The sequence below is a fragment of the Mesorhizobium sp. WSM4817 genome (genome assembly GCF_055811135.1).
This window is the reverse complement of the sequence record NZ_JBVVQQ010000013.1, coordinates 65,737-84,728: the sequence shown is the minus strand read 5'-3', so window position 1 is coordinate 84,728 and position 18,992 is coordinate 65,737. Positions and strand designations below refer to the sequence as shown.

The window sequence follows — 18,992 nt, the reverse complement described above, 5'->3', positions numbered from 1 at the left end:
AAAGCAGTTATGTTAGCGCGACCGATCGAACCGACCAACACCGAGACGGAGTTGGCTTCCCCGGACGTAGGCCCGGCGCGAATCGACGCCTTCGGCATCGCCCAGCGCCATTCGCGCCGCGTGCGTATCTTGAAGCTGGCGGTGCCGCTGGTCGCTGCCGCGATCGCGGTCGCCGTCCCGGTCTATTCCTATCTCGTGGCACCTGGCTCAATCCAGGTCCAGGCCGACGCCAGCGCGTTCGCCAATGGCAAGCTGGTGATGGCCAACCCCAAGCTCAACGGGTTCACCAAGCAGAAACTGCCCTATTCCATGACGGCTTTGCGCGCCATACAGGACGTGAGCCAGCAAGGTATCATCAATCTGGAAGGCATCGACGCCAAGCTGCCGATATCAACCGACAATGTGGCGGCCATCAATGCCCCGCGCGGTAGCTTCAATCGCGATGGCAACACGATGAGCCTGACCAGCGATGTCACCATAACCACCACAGATGGCCTGGCGGCAAAGTTCAAATCGGTCTTTCTCGACATGGGCAAAGGCACTATGAAGACGAACGATCCGGTCGACGTCAGCCGTGGCGGGTCGCGGATTACCGCGGATTCGATGTCTGTCCAGGACAACGGCAAGATCGTGGTTTTCGAGAACAGAGTGCGTGTCAACATCGATCCCGCCAGCTTGAAGGCGGCAGAGGCAATGAGCGGAGAATCCAATGCGGTTCAGTAGTTCGACACGGCTCGTGGCCGCGGCTTCGGCGTTGCCGGCCGTAGGGCTGGCCGCCCTGGGGCTGGCTTTGGGGCTGGCTTTGGCGGCGGCGCCGGCTCTGGCGCAGTCCAGGACCACCAGCCAGCTGTCGGGCCTCAAACTGTCCGGCGACAAGCCCATCCAGATCGAAAGCGACAAGCTCGAGGTCCGCCAAGCGGACAGCGTCGCCGTGTTCACCGGCAATGTAAACGTCGTCCAGGGTCCGACCTTGCTCAAGGCCGGCAAGATGACGGTCTATTACGTCAAGGACCCGGACGCTGCCGCCAAGGGTGAGCAGGCCTCGGGTGCCGCGATGACCGGCTCGGCCGACATCGACCGTCTGGAGGTCGCCAACAAGGTCTATATCAAATCGGACGACCAGGTCGCCACGGGCGACAGCGGCACCTTCGACATGAAGACGGAAGTGCTGGTGCTTTCAGGCAGCAAAGTCGTGCTCTCGCAAGGCGATAATGTACTGGTCGGCTGCAAGCTGACCGTGCAGATGAAGAGCGGTCTGGCCCAGGTCGACCCCTGCGGCGGTGGACGCGTCATGATGTCGATCACGCCGCCGAAGTCGGGAGCGGCGAACCCCTGATGGTCGACGTAGCATCGCTGTTGGCGCGTCTTCCAGGACGCGCCAACAGCAAAATTGCGGCACCGGCCGCGATTAGCCTCGATCAGGTAAAATTCAAGGGAACCTTGATCGCCAAAGGGCTGACCAAGAGCTACAAGGGCCGCAAGGTGGTCAGCGGCGTGACCATCGGCGTGCGCGCCGGTGAGGCGGTCGGACTGCTCGGTCCCAACGGCGCCGGCAAGACCACCTGCTTCTACATGGTCACCGGCCTGGTGCCGGTCGACGAAGGCACGATCGAAATCGACGGCTTCGATGTCACCTCTATGCCGATGTACCGCCGCGCCCGCCTTGGCATCGGCTACCTTCCGCAGGAGGCGTCGATCTTTCGCGGCTTGAGCGTCGAGCAAAACATCCGTGCCGTACTCGAAGTGGTCGAGAAGAGCCGCAAGGAGCGCGAACGCATTCTCGACGAACTGCTCGAAGAGTTTCACATCAGCCATCTGCGCAAAGCCCCGTCGCTGTCGCTTTCCGGCGGCGAGCGGCGGCGCCTTGAAATCGCGCGCGCCCTGGCGACCCGCCCCGCATACATGCTGCTCGACGAGCCTTTCGCCGGCATCGATCCGATCGCCGTCGCCGACATCCAGCAACTGGTGCGCCATCTGACGGCGCGCGGCATCGGCGTGCTCATCACCGATCACAATGTCCGCGAGACGCTCGGCCTGATCGACCGCGCCTACATCATCCATGCCGGCCAGGTGTTGACCCATGGCCGGGCCGACGAAGTGGTCGCAAACCCGGATGTGCGGCGGCTTTATCTCGGTGAGGGGTTTACACTCTAAAGCGCATCGCGTTTGACCTCACGCGACGCGCTTTAGGTTGTTGTTTGGCATGTCGTCATCGCAAAACCGCTGCACACTTTTGTGCGACATGCATTAAGCGTGAAAATTTCTGTCCAGACGCGGTTTTTGACGCGAGACAGAGCTTTTTCTTCGATTTCTCGTCGGAATACGCACGGACAGGCGAGTTTTGATCGCCGTCGCCTTGACAAGCAAAAGCCGGGCCAGTTTCTATGCCGAACTCCTTCCGGCAGTCCGGATCCGTAGACAGGGCGTTTGAAACCGAACCATGGCGTTGGCGGCAAAACTACAGCTACGACAGTCCCAGTCGCTGGTGATGACGCCGCAACTCATGCAGTCGATACGGCTGCTGCAGTTCACCCACATCGAGCTGGAACGCTTCATCGACGACGAGATCGAGCGCAATCCTTTGCTCGAGCGCGCCGAGCCGCAAGACGATGCCGTCAGCGACCAGGCGCAGAAGATCGATGCCGCACCGGAAACGGCCACCGCCGGCGACTGGTTCGAGAAGGAAACGGCGTGGAGCGCCGAGGCGATCTCGGAAAAGCTCGATACTTCGCTGGAAAACCTGTTTCCAGACGACCCCGGTACCAGCGAGCGGCTCGGTCCCGACCTGACGGCCCAGTGGAAATCGGCATCCGGCAACGGTTCCGCATCCTCTTCCGACGGTTTTGACGTCGGAGACATGGCGGCCGGAGCCATCACGCTGCGCGAGCATGTCGCCGAGCAGGTCGCGCTTGCCTTCGCCGACCCGGCAGCACGCCTGATCGCCAGCGAACTGGCCGATGGCCTCAACGAGGCCGGCTACATGCGCGCCGACATGGCTGAGATCGCCACCCGTCTCGGCACCGACAGAGCGGCGGTGGCAAATGCGCTCGCGGTCTGCCAGACATTCGAGCCCACCGGCCTCTTTGCCCGCGACCTTGCCGAATGCCTGTCGCTGCAGCTTGCCGTCCGCGACCGTCTCGACCCTGCGATGAAGGCTTTGATTGCCAATCTCGAACTCCTGGCCCGGCGCGATTTCCAGACCCTGAAACGGATTTGTGGGGTCGATGAGGAGGATCTGCTCGACATGCTGGCCGAGATACGTGCGCTCGATCCGCGCCCGGGGATGGCGTTTTCGGGCGGCGCCAGCGACGCGATCATCGCCGATGTCGAAGTGCGTGCGGCCAATGACGGGAGCTGGGTGATCGAACTCAACCCCGAAACGCTGCCGCGCGTGCTGGTCGACCATATCTATTTCGCTCGGGTTTCGCCGCATGCGAAAAATCAGACGGAAAAGGACTTCCTGGCGGAGTGCCTGCAAAACGCCAATTGGCTGACGCGCAGCCTCGATCAGCGGGCGAAGACTATCCTCAAGGTTGCCTCAGAAATTGTGCGCCAGCAGGACGCCTTCCTCGTCCATGGCGTGCGTCACCTGAGGCCGCTCAACCTGCGCACGGTGGCCGACGCCATCGGCATGCACGAATCGACCGTCAGCCGGGTCACCGCCAACAAATACATGCTGACGCCGCGCGGCGTGTTCGAACTGCGCTATTTCTTCACCGCCTCGATCGCTTCGTCGGGTGGCGGTGACGCGCATTCGTCTGAAGCGGTGCGCGACCGCATCAAGCAGTTGATCGACGAGGAGAAACCTACCGACGTGCTTTCCGACGACGCGATTGTGGATATGTTGCGGGAAAGCGGCGTCGATATCGCCAGGCGCACGGTCGCCAAGTATCGGGAGGGCATGAATATTCCCTCGTCGGTGCAGCGGCGGCGTGAAAAACGCGCTTTGGCCAGCGCCGGACGCTGATCTCTGACTGAATTTTCGACAGCTTTCGCACTTCATTGACAAGCCGCAATGAAGTGGCTAGAAGCCCGCCCGCATGGGACGGGCTACTGCCCGCATGCGGATGGTCCGTCACGACGTTGGCCACGGGACGGTCAAGAAGGCGGCTTGTGATCAATCGGAAAAGTTCGGATTTAAAATCGGCGCAAGTGACGCCGCAAAGCTTGTGCGCTCAGACCACGGGTATAAACTCGGGACAGTTTGAAGCCTGAGCAAGGAAGGTCAGTATTCAGATGACGCTGCGCATATCAGGAAAACACATGGATATCGGCGATGCGTTCCGTACGCGCATCAACGACCGTGTCGGAGAGGTGATCGGGAAATATTTCGATCGGGGCTTTTCTGGGCAAATTGTAGTCGTCAAATCGGGATCGCGCTACACGGCCGATTGCATGATCCGGCTGGATTCCGGCGCTTCGCTGCAGGCGACCGGTGAAGCGCAGGACCCGACGCTTGCTTTCGAGGCGGCGGCGGATCGCCTCGAGACCCGCCTTCGCCGCTACAAGCGTCGGCTGAAGTCGCATAATTCAGGCAACGCCAATGGCGAACCCACCGACGTCGCCTATACGGTGATGGCGCCGCTTGCCGACGATGACGAGGAAATGCCGGAGAATTTCGCGCCAGCCATCGTCGCCGAATCAACCATGACGCTGCGGACCATGTCGGTGGCGTCAGCCGTGATCGAACTCGACACCAAGGACAGCCCGGTCCTCGTCTTCCGCAACGCCGGAAACGAGCATCTCAATATCGTCTATCGTCGGCCGGACGGAAACATCGGCTGGATCGACCCGTCTACGACCAAGGTCGCGCAGGGCTAACGGCCAAGGCCGCACTGGGCTGACGGCCAAGGCCGCACTGGGATAAGGCACCAGCCGCACGCGAGAGTGAGGGCTGGCGACGGCAGGCGAACAAGGGATTTCAAGTATGGACCTGAGCGATCTTATCAACGTTCCGGCAATCTTGCCGGCGTTGAAGGCGAACTCCAAGAAGCAACTGCTGCAAATGCTGTCCGAAAGGGCGGCGGCGATTGCCGGCATTCCGGAACGGGAGGTGTTCGACACCATCCTGCAGCGTGAACGGCTGGGCTCGACCGGTGTCGGCAACGGCATTGCCATTCCGCATGGCAAGCTGGCCGGGGTGAAGCGGATCGCCGGGGTTTTCGCCCGGCTGGAGACGCCGGTCGATTTCGAGGCGCTGGACGACCAGCCGGTCGATCTGGTGTTCCTGCTTTTGGCGCCCGAAGGCGCCGGCGCCGACCATCTCAAGGCGCTGTCGCGCATTGCGCGGGTGCTGCGCGACGCCGACACGGTGGCCAAGATCAGGGGCACCCGCGACGCCGCCGCGATCCATGCGCTTTTATCGGATACACAAGCCTCGCACGCGGCCTGAGTTTTTTCGATCAGTTCGGTTAAAGGGCCGCCGCGAGCGGCCCTGTCCGTTCTAACCAGATCGCTGCGCCGTCTTGTTAGTGGATCGCGACTTAGTGGATCGCGACGGGGGTCAGGTCGTTTTCCAGGGCGCCGGCCAGCGCCCGCTCGCGAGCGTCGGAAAGCAGGATCGGCTGGCCGTTGGCGGCAAACAGGGCCCACAGTTCCAGCCCGGGCGCGATTTCGCCGAGGCCCGGGAAACGGCCGCGCAGATCGTCGCTCGAGATTTTCCTGAGATAGGCGACCGAGCCTTCGCCGAGATGGGCGAACTCGCCGCTGGTCATGATAAGATTTTCGTCAGTTCTGGTCATTTAAGCCTCCGTGCTGCGAGGACCCCGTTCAAGGCCGCCTCGCATGAGAGCAATCGGTAAAAATCAGTCTTTCACCGATATGTTTATTTTCCGTACCAGCCGTTCGGACTCGGGCCGATCGAGATCGATCGACAAAAGACCGTTCTTCAGCCCCGCCGCGATCACCCGCATGCCGTCGGCCAGCACGAAACAGCGCTGGAACTGGCGCGCGGCAATGCCGCGGTGCAGAAATTCGCGCTCGGTGTCATCGTTCTGACGGCCGCGCACGACCAACTGGTTCTCCTCCGTGGTCACATCGAGATCGTTTTCGGCGAAACCGGCGACAGCGAGTGTGATACGCAGCCTTTCGGCCTTGCCGTCGGCACCGCTGAGGCGCTCGATGTTGTAGGGAGGGTAGCTGTCGCCTGACTTCGCCAGACGCTCCAGGGTCTTTTCCATGGCGTCGAAGCCCAGGAGAAGCGGGCTGGAAAAAGGCGTCATTCGACTCATGTTACACTGTCCTCTCAAGAGCGACATAAAGCGGAAAAACCCGGATGGCATTTTTCCCGATGGTCTTGATATGGTCCGCCCGGCGGTCGAGTTCAAGCCGTCAAAAGCCCCGCCCAAAAAGACTCCCTAAACAAGGAATTGAAATGCCCCAATCTCGCAAGATCATCATCGACACGGATCCCGGCCAGGATGATGCCGTCGCCATATTGCTGGCGCTCGGCAGCGCCGAGCTGGAGATCGTCGGCATGACCGCCGTCGCCGGCAACGTGCCGCTGAGACTCACCGAAAAGAATGCACGCAAGATCTGCGAGCTGGCCGGCCGGCCTGACATCAAGGTCTATGCCGGCGCCATCCGGCCGCTGGCGCGCGAACTGGTAACCGCCGAGGAGGTGCACGGCGAGACCGGGCTCAACGGACCGCAATTGCCCGAACCAACCATGGAGCTGCAGGCCCAGTACGCAGTCGATTTCATCGTCGAGACGCTGATGAAGGAAGAGAGCGGCACGATCACCCTGTGCGCACTCGGCCCGCTCACCAACATAGCGCTGGCGCTGATCCGCGAGCCGAACATTGCGCCGCGCATCAAGGAAATCGTGCTGATGGGCGGCGGCTTCTTCGAAGGCGGCAACGTCACCCCGACCTCCGAATTCAACATCTATGTCGACCCGCATGCCGCCGATGTCGTATTCAAATCCGGCATTCCGATCGTCATGATGCCGCTCGACGTCACCCACAAGGCGCTGACCACGGCCAAGCGCACCCAAGCCTACCGCAAGCTCGGCACCAGGGTCGGCACGGCCACGGCGGAGATGCTGGAATTCTTCGAACGATTCGACGAAGAGAAATACGGCACCGACGGCGGTCCGCTGCATGACCCTTGCGTCATCGCCTATCTATTGAAACCCGAGCTGTTCAGGGGCCGCAACTGCAACGTCGCTGTGGAAACCGCCTCGGAACTCACCATGGGCATGACCGTGATCGACTGGTGGGGCGTGACCAAACGGCCGAGCAACGCCATGGTGATGCGCGACATCGACCACGATGCGTTGTTCGCGCTGCTGCTGGAAAGGCTGGGCCGGCTTTAGGGCCGCTTCCTTCTCCCCTTGTGGGGCCTTGTGGCCCGAAGGGCGGGCGAGGCCCGTGACTCGCCCCGGGCGGGGGATCGGCGTGCAGCGCCGAGACGGTTGAGGGTGTTGGCCGGAGCGCTGTTGGTGCCAAGCTGGAACACCCCTCATCCGGCCGCGGAGCCTGTCCTCGGGCTTGCCGGAGGCAAGACCCGTGGGCGGCTACCTTCTCCCACGAGGGGAGAAGGAAAAGAGTGCCGCTCACTTCGCCTTTGAAAACGCCAGCCACAGCCCGCCGCCGACCAGAAAGCTGCCGCTTATCCGCGACAGCAGCTTGACGCGGCCGGCCGAAAGCAGGCGTCCGGCGCGGCCGGCGGCCAGCGCGTAGGTCGAATCCGATACGGCGGCAAAGATCATGGCGGTGAGACCCATGACGCCGATCTGCAACCCATAGTTGCCGTCAGGGGCGATGAACTGCGGAAAGAAGGCGCCGAAGAACACCAGCGTCTTGGGATTGCTGATCGCCACCAGCAGGCCCTGCAGGAAGAAGCCGCCGCGCGGTGTCTTTACCGATCCGTCGGCGTTCAGCTTGCCCTTGGAGCGGAACATCTGCACACCCATCCAGATCAGATACGCGGCACCGATCAGCCTGACCCATTCGAACCAATGGCCCATTCCCGCGATCAGCGAGGTCAATCCGATGCCGACAATGGCGATCATGATCGCCAGTCCGGCCTGTGTGCCAGCGACGTTGGCGAGGCCGGCGCGAGAGCCATGGCGGATGCTGTTGGCGATGATCAGCGTGACCGTCGGTCCGGGTACCAGGATGATGACAAGGCAGGCGACGAGATAGGTGGCATAGAGTTCCAGCGACATGGTTTCCTCAACAGTATGCGGCTTTGCGACACGGCTGACCGCGATCAATGCATGACAGTAACGCGGCTGCAAGCCGGCAGGAGATGTCGCCGGCAACCTTGACCTGGATTATTTTAGGCTCCAGCCAGCCACGGCAGCGTCGTCTCGTAGGCTGCCGCCGCTCTCAGCACGGCCATGTCACCGCGCGGCCGCCCGATCAATTGCATGCCCATCGGCCTGCCGCTGCCATCGAAGCCGGCCGGTACACTGACCGCCGGGCAGCCGCCCAGCGTGGCGAGCGCTGACACCTGCATCCAGCGGTGATAGCTGTCCATGGCACGCCCGGCCACTTGGGTCGGCCAGTGGGTGAGCACATCGAAGGGAAAAACCTGGGCGGTTGGCAGCGCGATCAGGTCGAAGCGGTCGAAGAGTGACAGCAACGTTCGATGCCAGGACGAGCGCCTCACCGTGGCGGCGTGGATCTGCGGCGCCGTGAGTTGCAGCGCCTGTTCCACCTCCCACACGGCCTCCGGCTTCAGAAGAGCGCGTTTCAAGGGATCGTCGTAATGCGCCTTGAGCGCACAACCGCTGCTCGCCTGGCGCAGCGTCACGAAGGCCTGCCACAGCGCTTCGAAATCGAAATCCGGCACCAGCGCTTCGGTCTGAAAGGATGCCGCGGCGATCCGGCCGAGAGCGGCCTCGCAAAGACTAAGGATGCCGGGTTCGACCGGCAGATGACCACCGAGATCGCCGAGCCAGGCGATGCGGCCGCCGGCCGTCGGCGTTTGCAGTCCCTGCAGGAAGCAGCCCTGTTTGTGATGCGAGAGCGGCGCGCGAGGGTCGTAGCCAGCCTGCTCGTCGAGCAGCAACGCCATGTCGCGAACGTTGCGGCCCATCGGCCCTTCGACGCCCATCTGGGCGTGGAAGACGTCAAGCTCGGGGCCGGCCGGGACAAGTCCCTGCGACGGACGGAAGCCATAGACGTTGTTGTAGGCGGCCGGGTTGCGCAGCGAGCCGCCAAAGTCGCTGCCGTCGGCGACAGGCACCATGTCGAGCGCCAGTGCGACCGCCCCGCCGCCGCTCGAACCGCCGGCGGTCAAGGCCGGGTCGAAAGCATTGAGTGTCGAACCGAACACCGTGTTGTAGGTGTTGGAGCCCAGGCCGAATTCGGGAACGTTGGTCTTGCCGATGATGATGGCGCCGGCCTTGCGGATGCGCTCGACGAAGAAATCGTCTTCCTGCGGCACGAAATCGGCGAAGATCGGCGAGCCGAAGCTGGTCCTGAGGCCCTTGGTCTGCGCGAGATCCTTGATGGCGATCGGCAGACCGAACAGCGGTCCGGCATGCCCAGCATGCGCCAGATGGGCGTCTGCCCTGTCGGCCTCGCGCAAGATGTCGGCACGGTCGCGCAGCGAGACGATGGCGTTGACCAGCGGGTTTACCGCGTCGATCCGGTCGAGGAATGCCGTCGCCACCTCGCGCACCGACAACCGCCTGCGCCCGATCGCCTCGGCAAGATCCACGGCGGACAGGCGGCAGATATTGCCGGCAGGCGGCACGGCGTGTTTTGTGGCCGGACGCATGGCTCTCACCTGGCTGGCGTGTTTTGGAGCGCCGCCTCGACGTCCTTCGCTAGTGGGATCGCCGGCTGGGCGCCGGGCTTCAGGCAAGCGAGCGAACCAGCGGCTGCAGCACGGGCGAGCGCCTGGTCGAGCGGCAGGCCCGATGACAGCCCGGCGGCGAAATAGCCGCAGAACGTGTCGCCAGCGCCGACCGTATCGACCGGAGTGATGTTAAACGCCGGAACCATCAGGAGATCGGCTGGCGTGGCGGCCAGAACGCCGTCACCGCCGAGCGTGACGACTATTGTGCGACCGGTCGTCCCCGCGAAATCGCGCATCCGCGCCGGGCGATCGCGGCCGCTCAGCGACAGCGCCTCGCCATAGAGGTCGAATTCGGTTTCGTTGGCGACGACATAATCGGCCTTGCCGAGGAAGGCGGCCGCCTCTGCGCGGAACGGTGCCGTGTTGAGCACGGTAACCGCGCCTGCCGCCCGTGCTGCGTCCAGTGCTGCATCGACAGTCTGCAGCGGGATCTCCTGCTGCAGGAGCACGACATCGCCCTTCTTCATGAAAGCCTTGGAGAGGTCGCCTGTGACGACCGAATCATTGGCGCCCGGCACCACCGCAATGACATTCTCGCCGTCGTCGGCGACCATGATCAAGGCCGTGCCGGTCGAGGCGAAGGTTTCACCGACACCGGACAGGTCGATCTTGCCGTCCCGCAACAGCGCCAGCGCTTCGGTGGCGAAATTGTCCTTGCCGACCGCGCCGACCATGCGCACCTTGGCGCCGGCACGCGCGGCGGCCAGCGCCTGGTTGGCGCCCTTGCCGCCGGGTGCGGTGGCGAAACCGGAGCCACGGACCGTCTCGCCCGGTGCGGGCAAGCGGTCGACATTGGCGATAAGGTCGAGGTTGATCGAGCCGACAACGATTATCAAGTGGTGCCTCCCTGCTGACTGCGGGAAGCTACTCCGTAAGGCCGCCGCTTGCCAGACCGCACGATCTAATCGCGTCAGGTTTGAACGCGCTTCTCAGCGCAACTCCAGGCGTCGGCGGCGCCGACATCGACAATTGGCGCGCGATTTCAGGATCCGACCTGTCCCGCTTCCCAGCCAAGGATGGCGCGTTTGCGGGTCAGGCCCCAGTGGTAGCCGGTCAGCGCGCCGGACTTGCCGAGAGCCCGGTGGCACGGCACCACGAAGGACATCGGATTGGCGCCGACCGCGGCACCCACCGCCCGGCTGGCGCTCGGTGCGCCGATGCCGGCAGCGATCGAGGAATAGGTGCAGGCCTTGCCCATCGGGATGCGCAGCAGGGCCTCCCAGACGCGGACCTGGAAGTCGGTGCCGATCAAGACGACGCGCAGCGGCTGGTCGGGGCGCCACAGCGCCGGATCGAAGATGCGCGCCGCATAGGGCGCCGTCGCGGCCATGTCCTCGATATAGTTTGCGTTCGGCCAGCGGCCGGACATGTCGGCGAAGGCCGCACGCTCGTCGCCGACATCGCTGAAGGCGAGGCCGGCAAGCCCACGATCTGTGACCATGATCAGGGCGATGCCGAAAGGCGAGATATGATAGCCGTAGCGGATCGTCAGCCCGGCGCCGCGCGTTTTGTAGTCGCCCGGCGACATCGCTTCATGGGTGACGAAAAGGTCGTGCAACCGGCCGGGGCCCGACATGCCGACCTCGAAAGAAGCCTCGAGCAGCGGCATGCCGGAATCGAGCAGTTTGCGCGCGTGGTCGAGCGTGACCGCCTGCAGAAACGCCTTGGGCGACAGGCCGGCCCAGCGGGTGAAGAGCTTCTGCAACCCGGTCGGTGTCTCGCCGACTTCCTCCGCCAATATCTCGAGCGACGGCTGGTCACGATAGTCAAGGCTGATCTTCTCGATCGCGCGCCGAACAACTTCGTAGTCACCGCCTTCGGGTGTGATGTCTTTCTTCAGAATAGCTGTCTGTGCATTCATCGGGCCATCTCCTTGATCGTGAATATCGTCCTTCGCGGCTCCGATCACCACCCGAAACTTGCCTTCTCGTCATGTGCATCCAGATAGATTTGGCTTCGAGCAAGGAGCCGACGATGGCTGGCGAAAACGTGCATCCCACCAAGGAGAAGTAGACGCTGCCGATTACCGTTTATGGCAAGGCACCGCAGAACCGGTTCGCGAACGAGGCGGTTCGCTCACATTCAGCGCGCTTTCGCGGTCGCCAGGGCGCGCGAAAAGGCTGACGCAAAGCTCTCGCGGTCATCGGGATTGAGAAAGCCGCCGATCGGCACATTCTGGCCTTGTGCTTCCACCGCCATCCTGGTGATGCCGATTTCGGCGTGGCGGGCGACCGAAAAACGCGCCCAGAACGGATTGAAGCGATGGGCTTCCGATTTGCCTGATGGCGCGGTCTTGCGGATGTCGAGGCTGGTGCGCGAGACCGACACCTCCTCACGGGCGCGGGCGGCACGATAATTGGCGCGAAAGGCGATGTAGACGGCGATGACGTCGAGACCCAGGAAGCCGAACACCGGCCAGGCGCCGCGCGACAGGAAAAACGCTCCGGTGACCAACGAGCCGAACAGCAGAGCGCCCATCAGGATGGCAAAGCCGGTTTTGCCCAGCGAGCGATGCGGTATCAGCAACGCCTGGAAGAATGGCTCGTCGGCCTGAAATGAGGCGTTTGTGTCGCTCATGCCGGGATATTATAGGAAGGGGATGACGAGCCCCAAGTCCAAAAATTCCTCTACACCCAAAAATGAACTGCTCCCCGGCCGACGCGACGGTGCGAACGCCAAACCGCGTGCCCGGCCGGTGCGGTCCGATTCGCGCTACAGCCCGGCCGAAGTGCACGAGATTTTCCGACGCTTTTCCGTTCAGCGGCCCGAGCCGAAGGGCGAACTCGAACACATCAACGCCTTCACGCTGCTGGTGGCGGTGGTGCTTTCGGCACAGGCGACCGATGTCGGCGTTAACAAGGCAACGCGGGCGCTGTTCAAGGTCGCCGACACGCCGCAAAAGATGCTGGCTCTCGGCGAAGCCAAGGTCGGCGACTATATCCGCACCGTTGGGCTCTGGCGCAACAAGGCCAAGAACGTCATCGCGCTGTCGGAGGCGCTGATCCGCGATCATGGTGGCGAGGTGCCCGACGACCGCGATCAATTGGTCAAGCTGCCGGGCGTCGGGCGCAAGACCGCCAATGTAGTGCTCAACATGGCCTTCGGCCAGCACACCATGGCGGTCGACACGCATATCTTTCGCATCGGCAACCGGCTGCGGCTGGCGCCCGGCAAGACGCCGGAACAGGTCGAGCAGGGGCTGTTGAGGATCATTCCGGACGAATACATGCGCCATGCGCATCACTGGCTGATCCTGCATGGCCGCTATGTCTGCAAGGCGCGCAAACCGGATTGCCCGATCTGTGTCATCGCCGACATCTGCAAGGCCGAGGAGAAGACGAATGATGTTCCGGCGCCGCTGGTCGAAATTGCGCCGCTCGAACCGGTAAGCGAAATTCAGTAGCCGTAGCCGCGCGCGATCGCCGCTGCGAAGACCGGGATCAGCAGGAAGATCAAGGCTTCGGCGCGGACATAAGTTCGAACGGATGCAAGTTGTGCCGCCGGCACTTGAAAGCCGGGGCTGGCCGAGGCCTGCCTGCTCCAGGACGCAAAGCGGACCGTCGGGACGATCGACAGCAGGCCGACGGTGACGAAGGCCACCATCTTTGCCCAGAACGCCCAGTTGTAGACGTAGAATTCCCAACCCTTCAGGCCGTAGATGACGCGTCCGATGCCGACAACGATGATCAGCATGGCGATGATGCCGTAATGGCGATCGATGCCGACAAGCCGCCGAAGCGTCGCGGCGGGCAGATCGCCGCGGATCAGGACAAATTCGGCGCCGATGATGCCGGCCAGTGAAAACACCAGCAGATGATGAAAGATGGCAAGCAGAAGATCGGTGGTATCCATGCCCTTTTCCCTCCGTCGGACGGCACAGCGGACGCTGAATCAGTTCATGCGAAGGGTAGCATCGTTCGGCAAGATTCCCATGCCGGAGCTGGAGTTCGCGACTACGTTGACGCCAAATCCTGACAGCCTAAGTTTTGACCATGACCAGGCTGAAACGCGCCTTGAACCCAATGCCGGACGACATCCGAACCGCTTTGACAAAGCAGGGTTTGATGGCGGCCTATGATGACAGACCGGATTATCAGAAGAACGACTATCTCGGCTGGATCGCTCGTGCCAAACGCCCCGAGACAAGACACAAGCGGCTCGACCAGATGCTGGACGAATTGAAGCGTGGCGGCGTCTACATGAACATGCCGTGGCGCGGCTGAAATCGCGCTTGTCAGGTCACAGTTTCCCGCGGTCGAAGCGCCTCGACCTCGTTTCTCGCGCTGGAAGATGATCTGCCCTGTCCTGGCTCTTGTTGGACATTTGGGCGACATGCATGAGGCACCGGCAAAGAAACACTTTGAATTTGCGCATGATCGTTTCGGAGGCGGTTTTTCGGCGATCATGCGCCGCGAGGCAGAGTTATGGGAAATCCAGGAGCAGCCAGTGCACCGGTCATCGAGACGAAGCGAACCATCTTGCGGCCACACCAGCTCGATGATTTCGATGCCTATGTTGCCATGTGGGCCGATCCGGACGTCACCCGCTTCATCGGCGGCAAGCCGCGCACGCGCGAGGAAAGCTGGATGCGCTTCCTGCGTCATGCCGGCCTGTGGTCGCTGCTGGGCTACGGCTTCTGGGCGATCGAGGACAAGGCATCCGGCCGTTTCATCGGCGAGGCCGGTTTCCACGATCTGAAGCGCGACATGGTGCCGTCGATCGAAGGCGTTCCTGAAGCCGGTTGGGCGCTGGCCCCGAGCGCACATGGCCAAGGGTTCGCCAGCGAAGTCGTCGGACGGGCTCTCGCCTGGGGCGACGAGGCATTCGGGCGTGCAAGGACTGTCTGCATCATCGATCCGGAAAACTCCGCTTCGCTGAGCGTCGCGGCCAAATGCGGCTACAGCGAAGTGTTGCGGACCACCTATCACGACGACGCGACGATCCTGCTGGAACGGCAGCCCTAGGGCGTTGCGGCCTGTCATCCGGTGGTTCTGATCGGGCCGAATCGAGGCTTTCTAGGCCTGCCGCTTCAGCACCGGGCCTTCCGCTTCGGCCTTTAGGGCCGCCTGTTCGAGCATCGAGGCGTCTTCGCCGAAAGCGCGGGTGGCGCGCGCGGCCGCCTCGATCAGCGGATTTTTCATGCGCTGCAGAAAGGCCGCGTCGACGCGCGTGCTCGGGCCGGACAGCGTCAACGCACCGAGCAGGATGTGCCCCGGCCCGAACACTGGTGCCGAGACGCCCGCCGTCTCGGGGTCGCGATCGCCGACCGACAAACAATGGTAGGTTTTGCGGATCGTCTCGTATGGTTCGCCCTGCTGACCGGAAAACGCCGCAAGCACGCGGCCGCCTGTGCCGGCCAGCAGGGGCAGCACGTCGCCTTCCCGGATGGTGTAGCGGATGGGATGCTTGGACTCGACGCGGTAAAGACAGGTGCGCACGTCGCCCGAACGGACATAGAAAGCGACGCTTTCCCAGCTTCGCTCGGCCAGATCGCGCATGATCGGCAGCAGTATGTCGATCGCCACCACCGAACGCTGGTATAGGGCGCCCAGCCGAAAGGTGGCAGGGCCGACACGGTAGCGGCCGTCGTCGAGACGCTCCAGCAATTGCCCGCGCAGCAACGAGTTCGCCAGCCTCAGGATCGTGCTCTTGTAGAGGCCGGTGCGCGCCGCGATTTCGGCCAGGCTGAGCGAGTGCTCGGCAGCAGCGAAAGCGTCGAGGATGGCGATCGCACGATCGAGCGCGGCAACGCCGTTGGTCGACGCAGGCTTGGATTGTGTTACGGTTGTCCGCTTGACCACGTCGTTGCGTTCCCAGTTGGACAGAAGGGCCGATCGGAACAATTGTGCCGCATCCGGAAAGTTCTGTCCAGCAGAATGCCATTCCGGTTGACAGAACGATGCAAAGACTGCATGAATTTTTGTCGAGCGGGTCTGAATTCAGGCTACGTTGCTGGCAGGCACCGGAGGAGGTGTCGTGATTGGAGGAACCCCATGCTGAACAGACGCAGATTTTTAACGAGCACCGCCGCTGCCGGCGCCGCCGGTTTCGCAGCGTTGCATCTCTCGCCCGCTTTCGCGCAGGACGCACCGCAGATCCAGATCTTTGTGCCGGCAGCGCCCGGCGGCGGCTGGGACCAGACGGCGCGCACGATGGACCAGGTGCTGCGCAGTGAGAGGCTGATCTCCGGTTCGCAGATCACCAATGTCGGCGGCGCCGGCGGCACAGTCGGCCTGCCGCAATTCATCAGCCAGTGGAACGGCAAGGGCAATTCGCTGATGGTTGCCGGCATGGTCATGGTTGGCGCCATCATCGCCAACAAATCGGCCAATAATCTCACCGAGGTCACGCCGATCGCCCGCCTCACCGGCGAATTCGAGGCGCTGGTGGTGCCGGCGGCTTCGCCGTTCAAGACAGCAGCGGATTTCGTCGCCGCCCTCAAGGCCGATCCGACCAAAGTGCCGGTGGCTGGCGGTTCGGCCGGCGGCTCGGACCACATATTGTTCGGCCTTATCGCCAAGACGGCCGGTGTTCCGGCAGCCAACCTCTCCTACGTGCCGTTCGCCGGCGGCGGCGAGGCATTGTCGGCGCTTCTCGGCAACCAGGTCGCGGCCGGCATCTCCGGCTACGGCGAGTTCTCCGAACAGGTCAAGGCAGGCGCGCTTCGGCTGCTTGCCATTTCCGCGGACAAGCGCCAGGAAGGCATCGACGCACCGACGATGAAGGAAGCCGGCATCGATGTTGAACTGTTCAACTGGCGCGGCGTCTTCGCACCGCCGGGCGTTTCCGACGCCGACAAGGCGGCGATGATCACGCTGGTCGAGACGATGGCCAAAAGCGAAGCCTGGGCCACCGAATGCAAAAACCGCAACTGGACGCAGATCCTGCTCACCGGCGACGACTACGCGAAATTTCTCACCGAAGACACGGCTAGGATCGCAGCCATCCTCAAGGACCTCGGCCTTGCCTGATGTCCCCGGAGAGGGGCGGTCTGCACTGCCCCTTTCCGATGTTCGCCAGCCGCATGGACATACGATCCGGCGCGAGTGAAACTGCGATGAGGTCGGCCGTGGGAGACCGGCTATCCAGGGAGGATGATCATGAGCACCAGCGACCAGCAGGCGGCGCGGCCGCGCCTTGCCGTGCCCGAATTGCTGATCGGCATCGGGCTTCTTGCCTGCGCCGGCGCAGTGGCCTGGCAGACTCTGTCGATTCCGGTGTCGCCGCTCTACTCCAAGGTCGGCCCGACCGTCTTCCCCTACATCACCATGGTCGGCATGACGATCCTTTCCCTGCTGCTGATCGTCGCCGCACTGCGGGGCGGCTGGCAGCCGGAAGAAGAAAAGGAAACCCCGACCGACTGGAAGGCGATGGGCATCGTCGCCGTCGGACTGGTCGCGAATCTTGTTCTGATCCAGCCGCTTGGCTTCACCGCAGCCTCGGTGATCATGTTCGTTCTCATCTGCCACGGATTCGGCAGCAGACATCCGCTCCGTGACGTGCTGCTCGGCCTGATCCTGGCGCTTGCCGCCTATTTCGGCTTCGCCAGGGCGCTCGGCGTCAACATCGGCGCCGGCTTCATCGAGAACCAGCTGAACACGGGTCTCGATTCGATTATCCGTATGTTGAGAGGCTGAAGCCATGGAAACGCTTGGCCATCTCGCGCACGGATTTTCGGTCGCTTTCACGCCGGTCAATCTCATGTGGTGCCTGCTCGGTACGACACTGGGGACAGCGATCGGTGTGCTACCCGGCCTCGGACCGGCACTGACCATCGCGCTGCTTTTGCCGATCACCTACCAGGTGGCGCCGGAAGCGTCCTTCATCCTGTTTGCCGGCATCTATTACGGCGCCATGTATGGCGGTTCGACGACATCGATCCTGCTCAACACGCCGGGTGAAAGCGCGACCATCGTCACTGCGCTGGAAGGCAACAGGATGGCCCGTTCCGGCCGCGGCGGCGCGGCACTTGCCACTTCGGCGATCGGCTCCTTCGTCGCCGGTACACTCGGCACGCTGGGCGTCGCCTTCCTGGCCCCGGTCGTCGTCAAATTCGCCCTGTCTTTCGGCCCGGCCGAATATTTCTCGCTGATGGTGCTGGCCTTCATCACGGTTTCGGCGGTGCTCGGCTCGTCGTCGGTTCGTGGCCTGACCAGCCTGTTCATCGGCTTCGTCATCGGCATGATCGGCGTCGACCTGCAGACCGGGCAACCGCGCTTCACCTTCGGCATGAGCCAATTGCTCGATGGCGTCGACGTGATCGTCGTCGCCGTCGGCCTCTTTGCGGTCGGCGAGACGTTCTACATGGCCTCGCGCCGCTATGCCGGCAAGGACGAGATCGTGCCGCTGAAGGGCTCGCTCTATATGACGGCGGCCGAATGGGCACGCTCGTGGAAGGCTTGGCTGCGCGGCGCCCTGCTCGGCTTCCCGATCGGCGCGCTGCCGGCCGGCGGCGCCGAAATCCCGACCTTTCTGTCCTATGCAATCGAGAAAAAGCTCTCCAAACACAAGGAGGAGTTCGGCACAGTCGGCGCCATCGAAGGCGTTGCCGGGCCGGAAGCCGCCAACAACGCATCGGCCGCCGGCGTGCTGGTGCCGATGCTGACGCTTGGGTTGCCGACCTCGGCGACGGCCGCGATCATGCTGTCGGCCTTCCAAAGCTATGGCATCAATCCCGGGCCGATGCTGTTCATGACGCAGGCCAATCTGGTCTGGGGGCTGATCGCCAGCCTGTTCATCGCCAACATCATTCTCGTCATCCTCAACCTGCCGCTGATCGGGTTGTGGGTGCGGCTGCTGAAAATCCCGGCGCCGCAGCTCTATGCCGGCATCCTGGTGTTCGCCACGGTCGGCACCTACGGTATTTCTCAATCGCCGACCGACCTCGTGATCCTCTATCTGCTCGGCGGGGCCGGGTTCCTGATGCGGCGCTTCGATTTTCCAACGGCGCCGGTCATCATCGGCATGATCCTCTGGCCGCTCGCCGAAACGCAGTTCCGCCGCGCGATGACCATCTCGAACGGCGACTGGTCGGTGTTCTACAAACATCCGCTGTCGCTGACACTGCTGACGCTGGCGTTCATCGGGCTGATCGGGCCGCATGTCTACGCTTACATCGAACGCCGCCGCATGCGTGGACCGGAACACGTGCCGGGCGATGCCTGACCTGTTTGTGACAT

22 protein-coding genes are annotated in these 18,992 nt (G+C 63.0%); 13 read left to right on the top strand and 9 right to left on the bottom strand.

The features are described 5' to 3' along the window. The first annotated feature begins 9 nt into the window (after window positions 1-9). The 6 genes from lptC to ptsN all read left to right on the top strand — a co-directional run bounded on the left by lptC (window position 10) and on the right by ptsN (window position 5,392). Window positions 10-723, top strand: a complete 714-nt coding sequence (gene lptC / locus AC0L2K_RS18840; protein WP_473532026.1) for an LPS export ABC transporter periplasmic protein LptC — start codon at window positions 10-12, stop codon at window positions 721-723. Continuing rightward, window positions 710-1,336, top strand: coding sequence for an LptA/OstA family protein (locus AC0L2K_RS18835; RefSeq protein WP_473480973.1), 627 nt, complete (start codon window positions 710-712; stop codon window positions 1,334-1,336). Before lptC ends, AC0L2K_RS18835 begins: the two co-directional genes overlap by 14 nt. After that, window positions 1,336-2,154 carry an LPS export ABC transporter ATP-binding protein gene (gene lptB / locus AC0L2K_RS18830; protein WP_287064733.1) on the top strand — a complete coding sequence of 273 codons (819 nt, stop codon included), beginning with the start codon at window positions 1,336-1,338 and terminating at the stop codon, window positions 2,152-2,154. The genes AC0L2K_RS18835 and lptB overlap by 1 nt, the downstream gene beginning before the upstream one ends. 286 nt (window positions 2,155-2,440) lie before the next feature. Beyond that, window positions 2,441-3,967, top strand: coding sequence for an RNA polymerase factor sigma-54 (rpoN, locus tag AC0L2K_RS18825; protein ID WP_473532025.1), 1,527 nt, complete (start codon window positions 2,441-2,443; stop codon window positions 3,965-3,967). Between the two features lie 269 nt (window positions 3,968-4,236). Beyond that, window positions 4,237-4,821: a ribosome hibernation-promoting factor, HPF/YfiA family gene (gene hpf, locus AC0L2K_RS18820; protein ID WP_023797447.1), complete on the top strand. Its 585-nt coding sequence runs from the start codon at window positions 4,237-4,239 to the stop codon at window positions 4,819-4,821. Window positions 4,822-4,927: 106 nt separating this feature from the next. Then, window positions 4,928-5,392, top strand: a complete 465-nt coding sequence (gene ptsN / locus AC0L2K_RS18815) for a PTS IIA-like nitrogen regulatory protein PtsN (RefSeq protein WP_023797448.1) — start codon at window positions 4,928-4,930, stop codon at window positions 5,390-5,392. A gap of 91 nt (window positions 5,393-5,483) precedes the next feature. Here the strand turns inward: ptsN and AC0L2K_RS18810 are convergent, their stop codons facing one another. Continuing rightward, entirely contained in the window at window positions 5,484-5,741 is a 258-nt protein-coding gene (locus AC0L2K_RS18810) for a BQ00720 family protein (RefSeq protein ID WP_023797449.1), read from the bottom strand. Between the two features lie 63 nt (window positions 5,742-5,804). Then, entirely contained in the window at window positions 5,805-6,230 is a 426-nt protein-coding gene (locus AC0L2K_RS18805) for an Hsp20 family protein (protein ID WP_473532024.1), read from the bottom strand. Between the two features lie 143 nt (window positions 6,231-6,373). Between AC0L2K_RS18805 and AC0L2K_RS18800 the strand changes: the two genes are divergently transcribed. Continuing rightward, window positions 6,374-7,315, top strand: coding sequence for a nucleoside hydrolase (locus AC0L2K_RS18800; RefSeq protein WP_023797452.1), 942 nt, complete (start codon window positions 6,374-6,376; stop codon window positions 7,313-7,315). Between the two features lie 240 nt (window positions 7,316-7,555). Here the strand turns inward: AC0L2K_RS18800 and AC0L2K_RS18795 are convergent, their stop codons facing one another. The 5 genes from AC0L2K_RS18795 to AC0L2K_RS18775 form a co-directional block, all read right to left on the bottom strand. Further along, on the bottom strand, window positions 7,556-8,170 hold the full coding sequence (locus AC0L2K_RS18795) for a LysE family translocator (protein ID WP_128173494.1): 615 nt from the start codon (window positions 8,168-8,170) through the stop codon (window positions 7,556-7,558). A gap of 113 nt (window positions 8,171-8,283) precedes the next feature. Continuing rightward, the gene (locus tag AC0L2K_RS18790) at window positions 8,284-9,732 is read right to left on the bottom strand and encodes an amidase (protein WP_473532023.1); all 1,449 of its coding nucleotides are present in this window, start codon (window positions 9,730-9,732) and stop codon (window positions 8,284-8,286) included. 5 nt (window positions 9,733-9,737) lie between these two features. Continuing rightward, the gene (locus tag AC0L2K_RS18785) at window positions 9,738-10,649 is read right to left on the bottom strand and encodes a ribokinase (protein WP_473532022.1); all 912 of its coding nucleotides are present in this window, start codon (window positions 10,647-10,649) and stop codon (window positions 9,738-9,740) included. A 146-nt stretch (window positions 10,650-10,795) separates the two neighbouring features. Continuing rightward, window positions 10,796-11,674, bottom strand: coding sequence for a methylated-DNA--[protein]-cysteine S-methyltransferase (locus AC0L2K_RS18780; RefSeq protein ID WP_128247361.1), 879 nt, complete (start codon window positions 11,672-11,674; stop codon window positions 10,796-10,798). A 221-nt stretch (window positions 11,675-11,895) separates the two neighbouring features. Then, window positions 11,896-12,390, bottom strand: coding sequence for a DUF2244 domain-containing protein (locus tag AC0L2K_RS18775; protein ID WP_091595586.1), 495 nt, complete (start codon window positions 12,388-12,390; stop codon window positions 11,896-11,898). A 22-nt stretch (window positions 12,391-12,412) separates the two neighbouring features. Here AC0L2K_RS18775 and nth point away from each other — a divergent pair, with 22 nt between their 5' ends. Beyond that, a complete protein-coding gene (gene nth / locus AC0L2K_RS18770; RefSeq protein WP_128169893.1) occupies window positions 12,413-13,216 on the top strand; it encodes an endonuclease III in 804 nt (267 codons plus the stop codon). Here the strand turns inward: nth and AC0L2K_RS18765 are convergent. Then, the gene (locus AC0L2K_RS18765) at window positions 13,210-13,665 is read right to left on the bottom strand and encodes a DUF2214 family protein (RefSeq protein ID WP_128247362.1); all 456 of its coding nucleotides are present in this window, start codon (window positions 13,663-13,665) and stop codon (window positions 13,210-13,212) included. The two genes, nth and AC0L2K_RS18765, sit on opposite strands and share 7 nt — an antisense overlap. A 140-nt stretch (window positions 13,666-13,805) precedes the next feature. Here AC0L2K_RS18765 and AC0L2K_RS18760 point away from each other — a divergent pair, with 140 nt between their 5' ends. Together AC0L2K_RS18760 and AC0L2K_RS18755 are read left to right on the top strand one after the other, a co-directional pair. After that, a complete protein-coding gene (locus AC0L2K_RS18760) occupies window positions 13,806-14,036 on the top strand; it encodes a YdeI/OmpD-associated family protein (RefSeq protein WP_128247363.1) in 231 nt (76 codons plus the stop codon). A 201-nt stretch (window positions 14,037-14,237) separates the two neighbouring features. Further along, window positions 14,238-14,777 carry a GNAT family N-acetyltransferase gene (locus AC0L2K_RS18755; RefSeq protein ID WP_128169895.1) on the top strand — a complete coding sequence of 180 codons (540 nt, stop codon included), beginning with the start codon at window positions 14,238-14,240 and terminating at the stop codon, window positions 14,775-14,777. A gap of 51 nt (window positions 14,778-14,828) precedes the next feature. Here AC0L2K_RS18755 and AC0L2K_RS18750 read toward each other — a convergent pair whose 3' ends face one another. Next, complete coding sequence (locus AC0L2K_RS18750; protein ID WP_128169896.1) at window positions 14,829-15,614, bottom strand: IclR family transcriptional regulator; 786 nt, start codon at window positions 15,612-15,614, stop codon at window positions 14,829-14,831. A gap of 192 nt (window positions 15,615-15,806) precedes the next feature. Between AC0L2K_RS18750 and AC0L2K_RS18745 the strand changes: the two genes are divergently transcribed. The 3 genes from AC0L2K_RS18745 to AC0L2K_RS18735 all read left to right on the top strand — a co-directional run bounded on the left by AC0L2K_RS18745 (window position 15,807) and on the right by AC0L2K_RS18735 (window position 18,978). Then, window positions 15,807-16,784 (top strand): Bug family tripartite tricarboxylate transporter substrate binding protein, encoded by a 978-nt coding sequence (locus AC0L2K_RS18745; protein WP_473532021.1) that lies wholly within the window; start codon window positions 15,807-15,809, stop codon window positions 16,782-16,784. Window positions 16,785-16,913: 129 nt separating this feature from the next. Next, the gene (locus tag AC0L2K_RS18740; protein WP_023797463.1) at window positions 16,914-17,450 is read left to right on the top strand and encodes a tripartite tricarboxylate transporter TctB family protein; all 537 of its coding nucleotides are present in this window, start codon (window positions 16,914-16,916) and stop codon (window positions 17,448-17,450) included. Between the two features lie 4 nt (window positions 17,451-17,454). Beyond that, window positions 17,455-18,978, top strand: coding sequence for a tripartite tricarboxylate transporter permease (locus AC0L2K_RS18735; protein ID WP_091595598.1), 1,524 nt, complete (start codon window positions 17,455-17,457; stop codon window positions 18,976-18,978). Window positions 18,979-18,992: the final 14 nt, after the last annotated feature.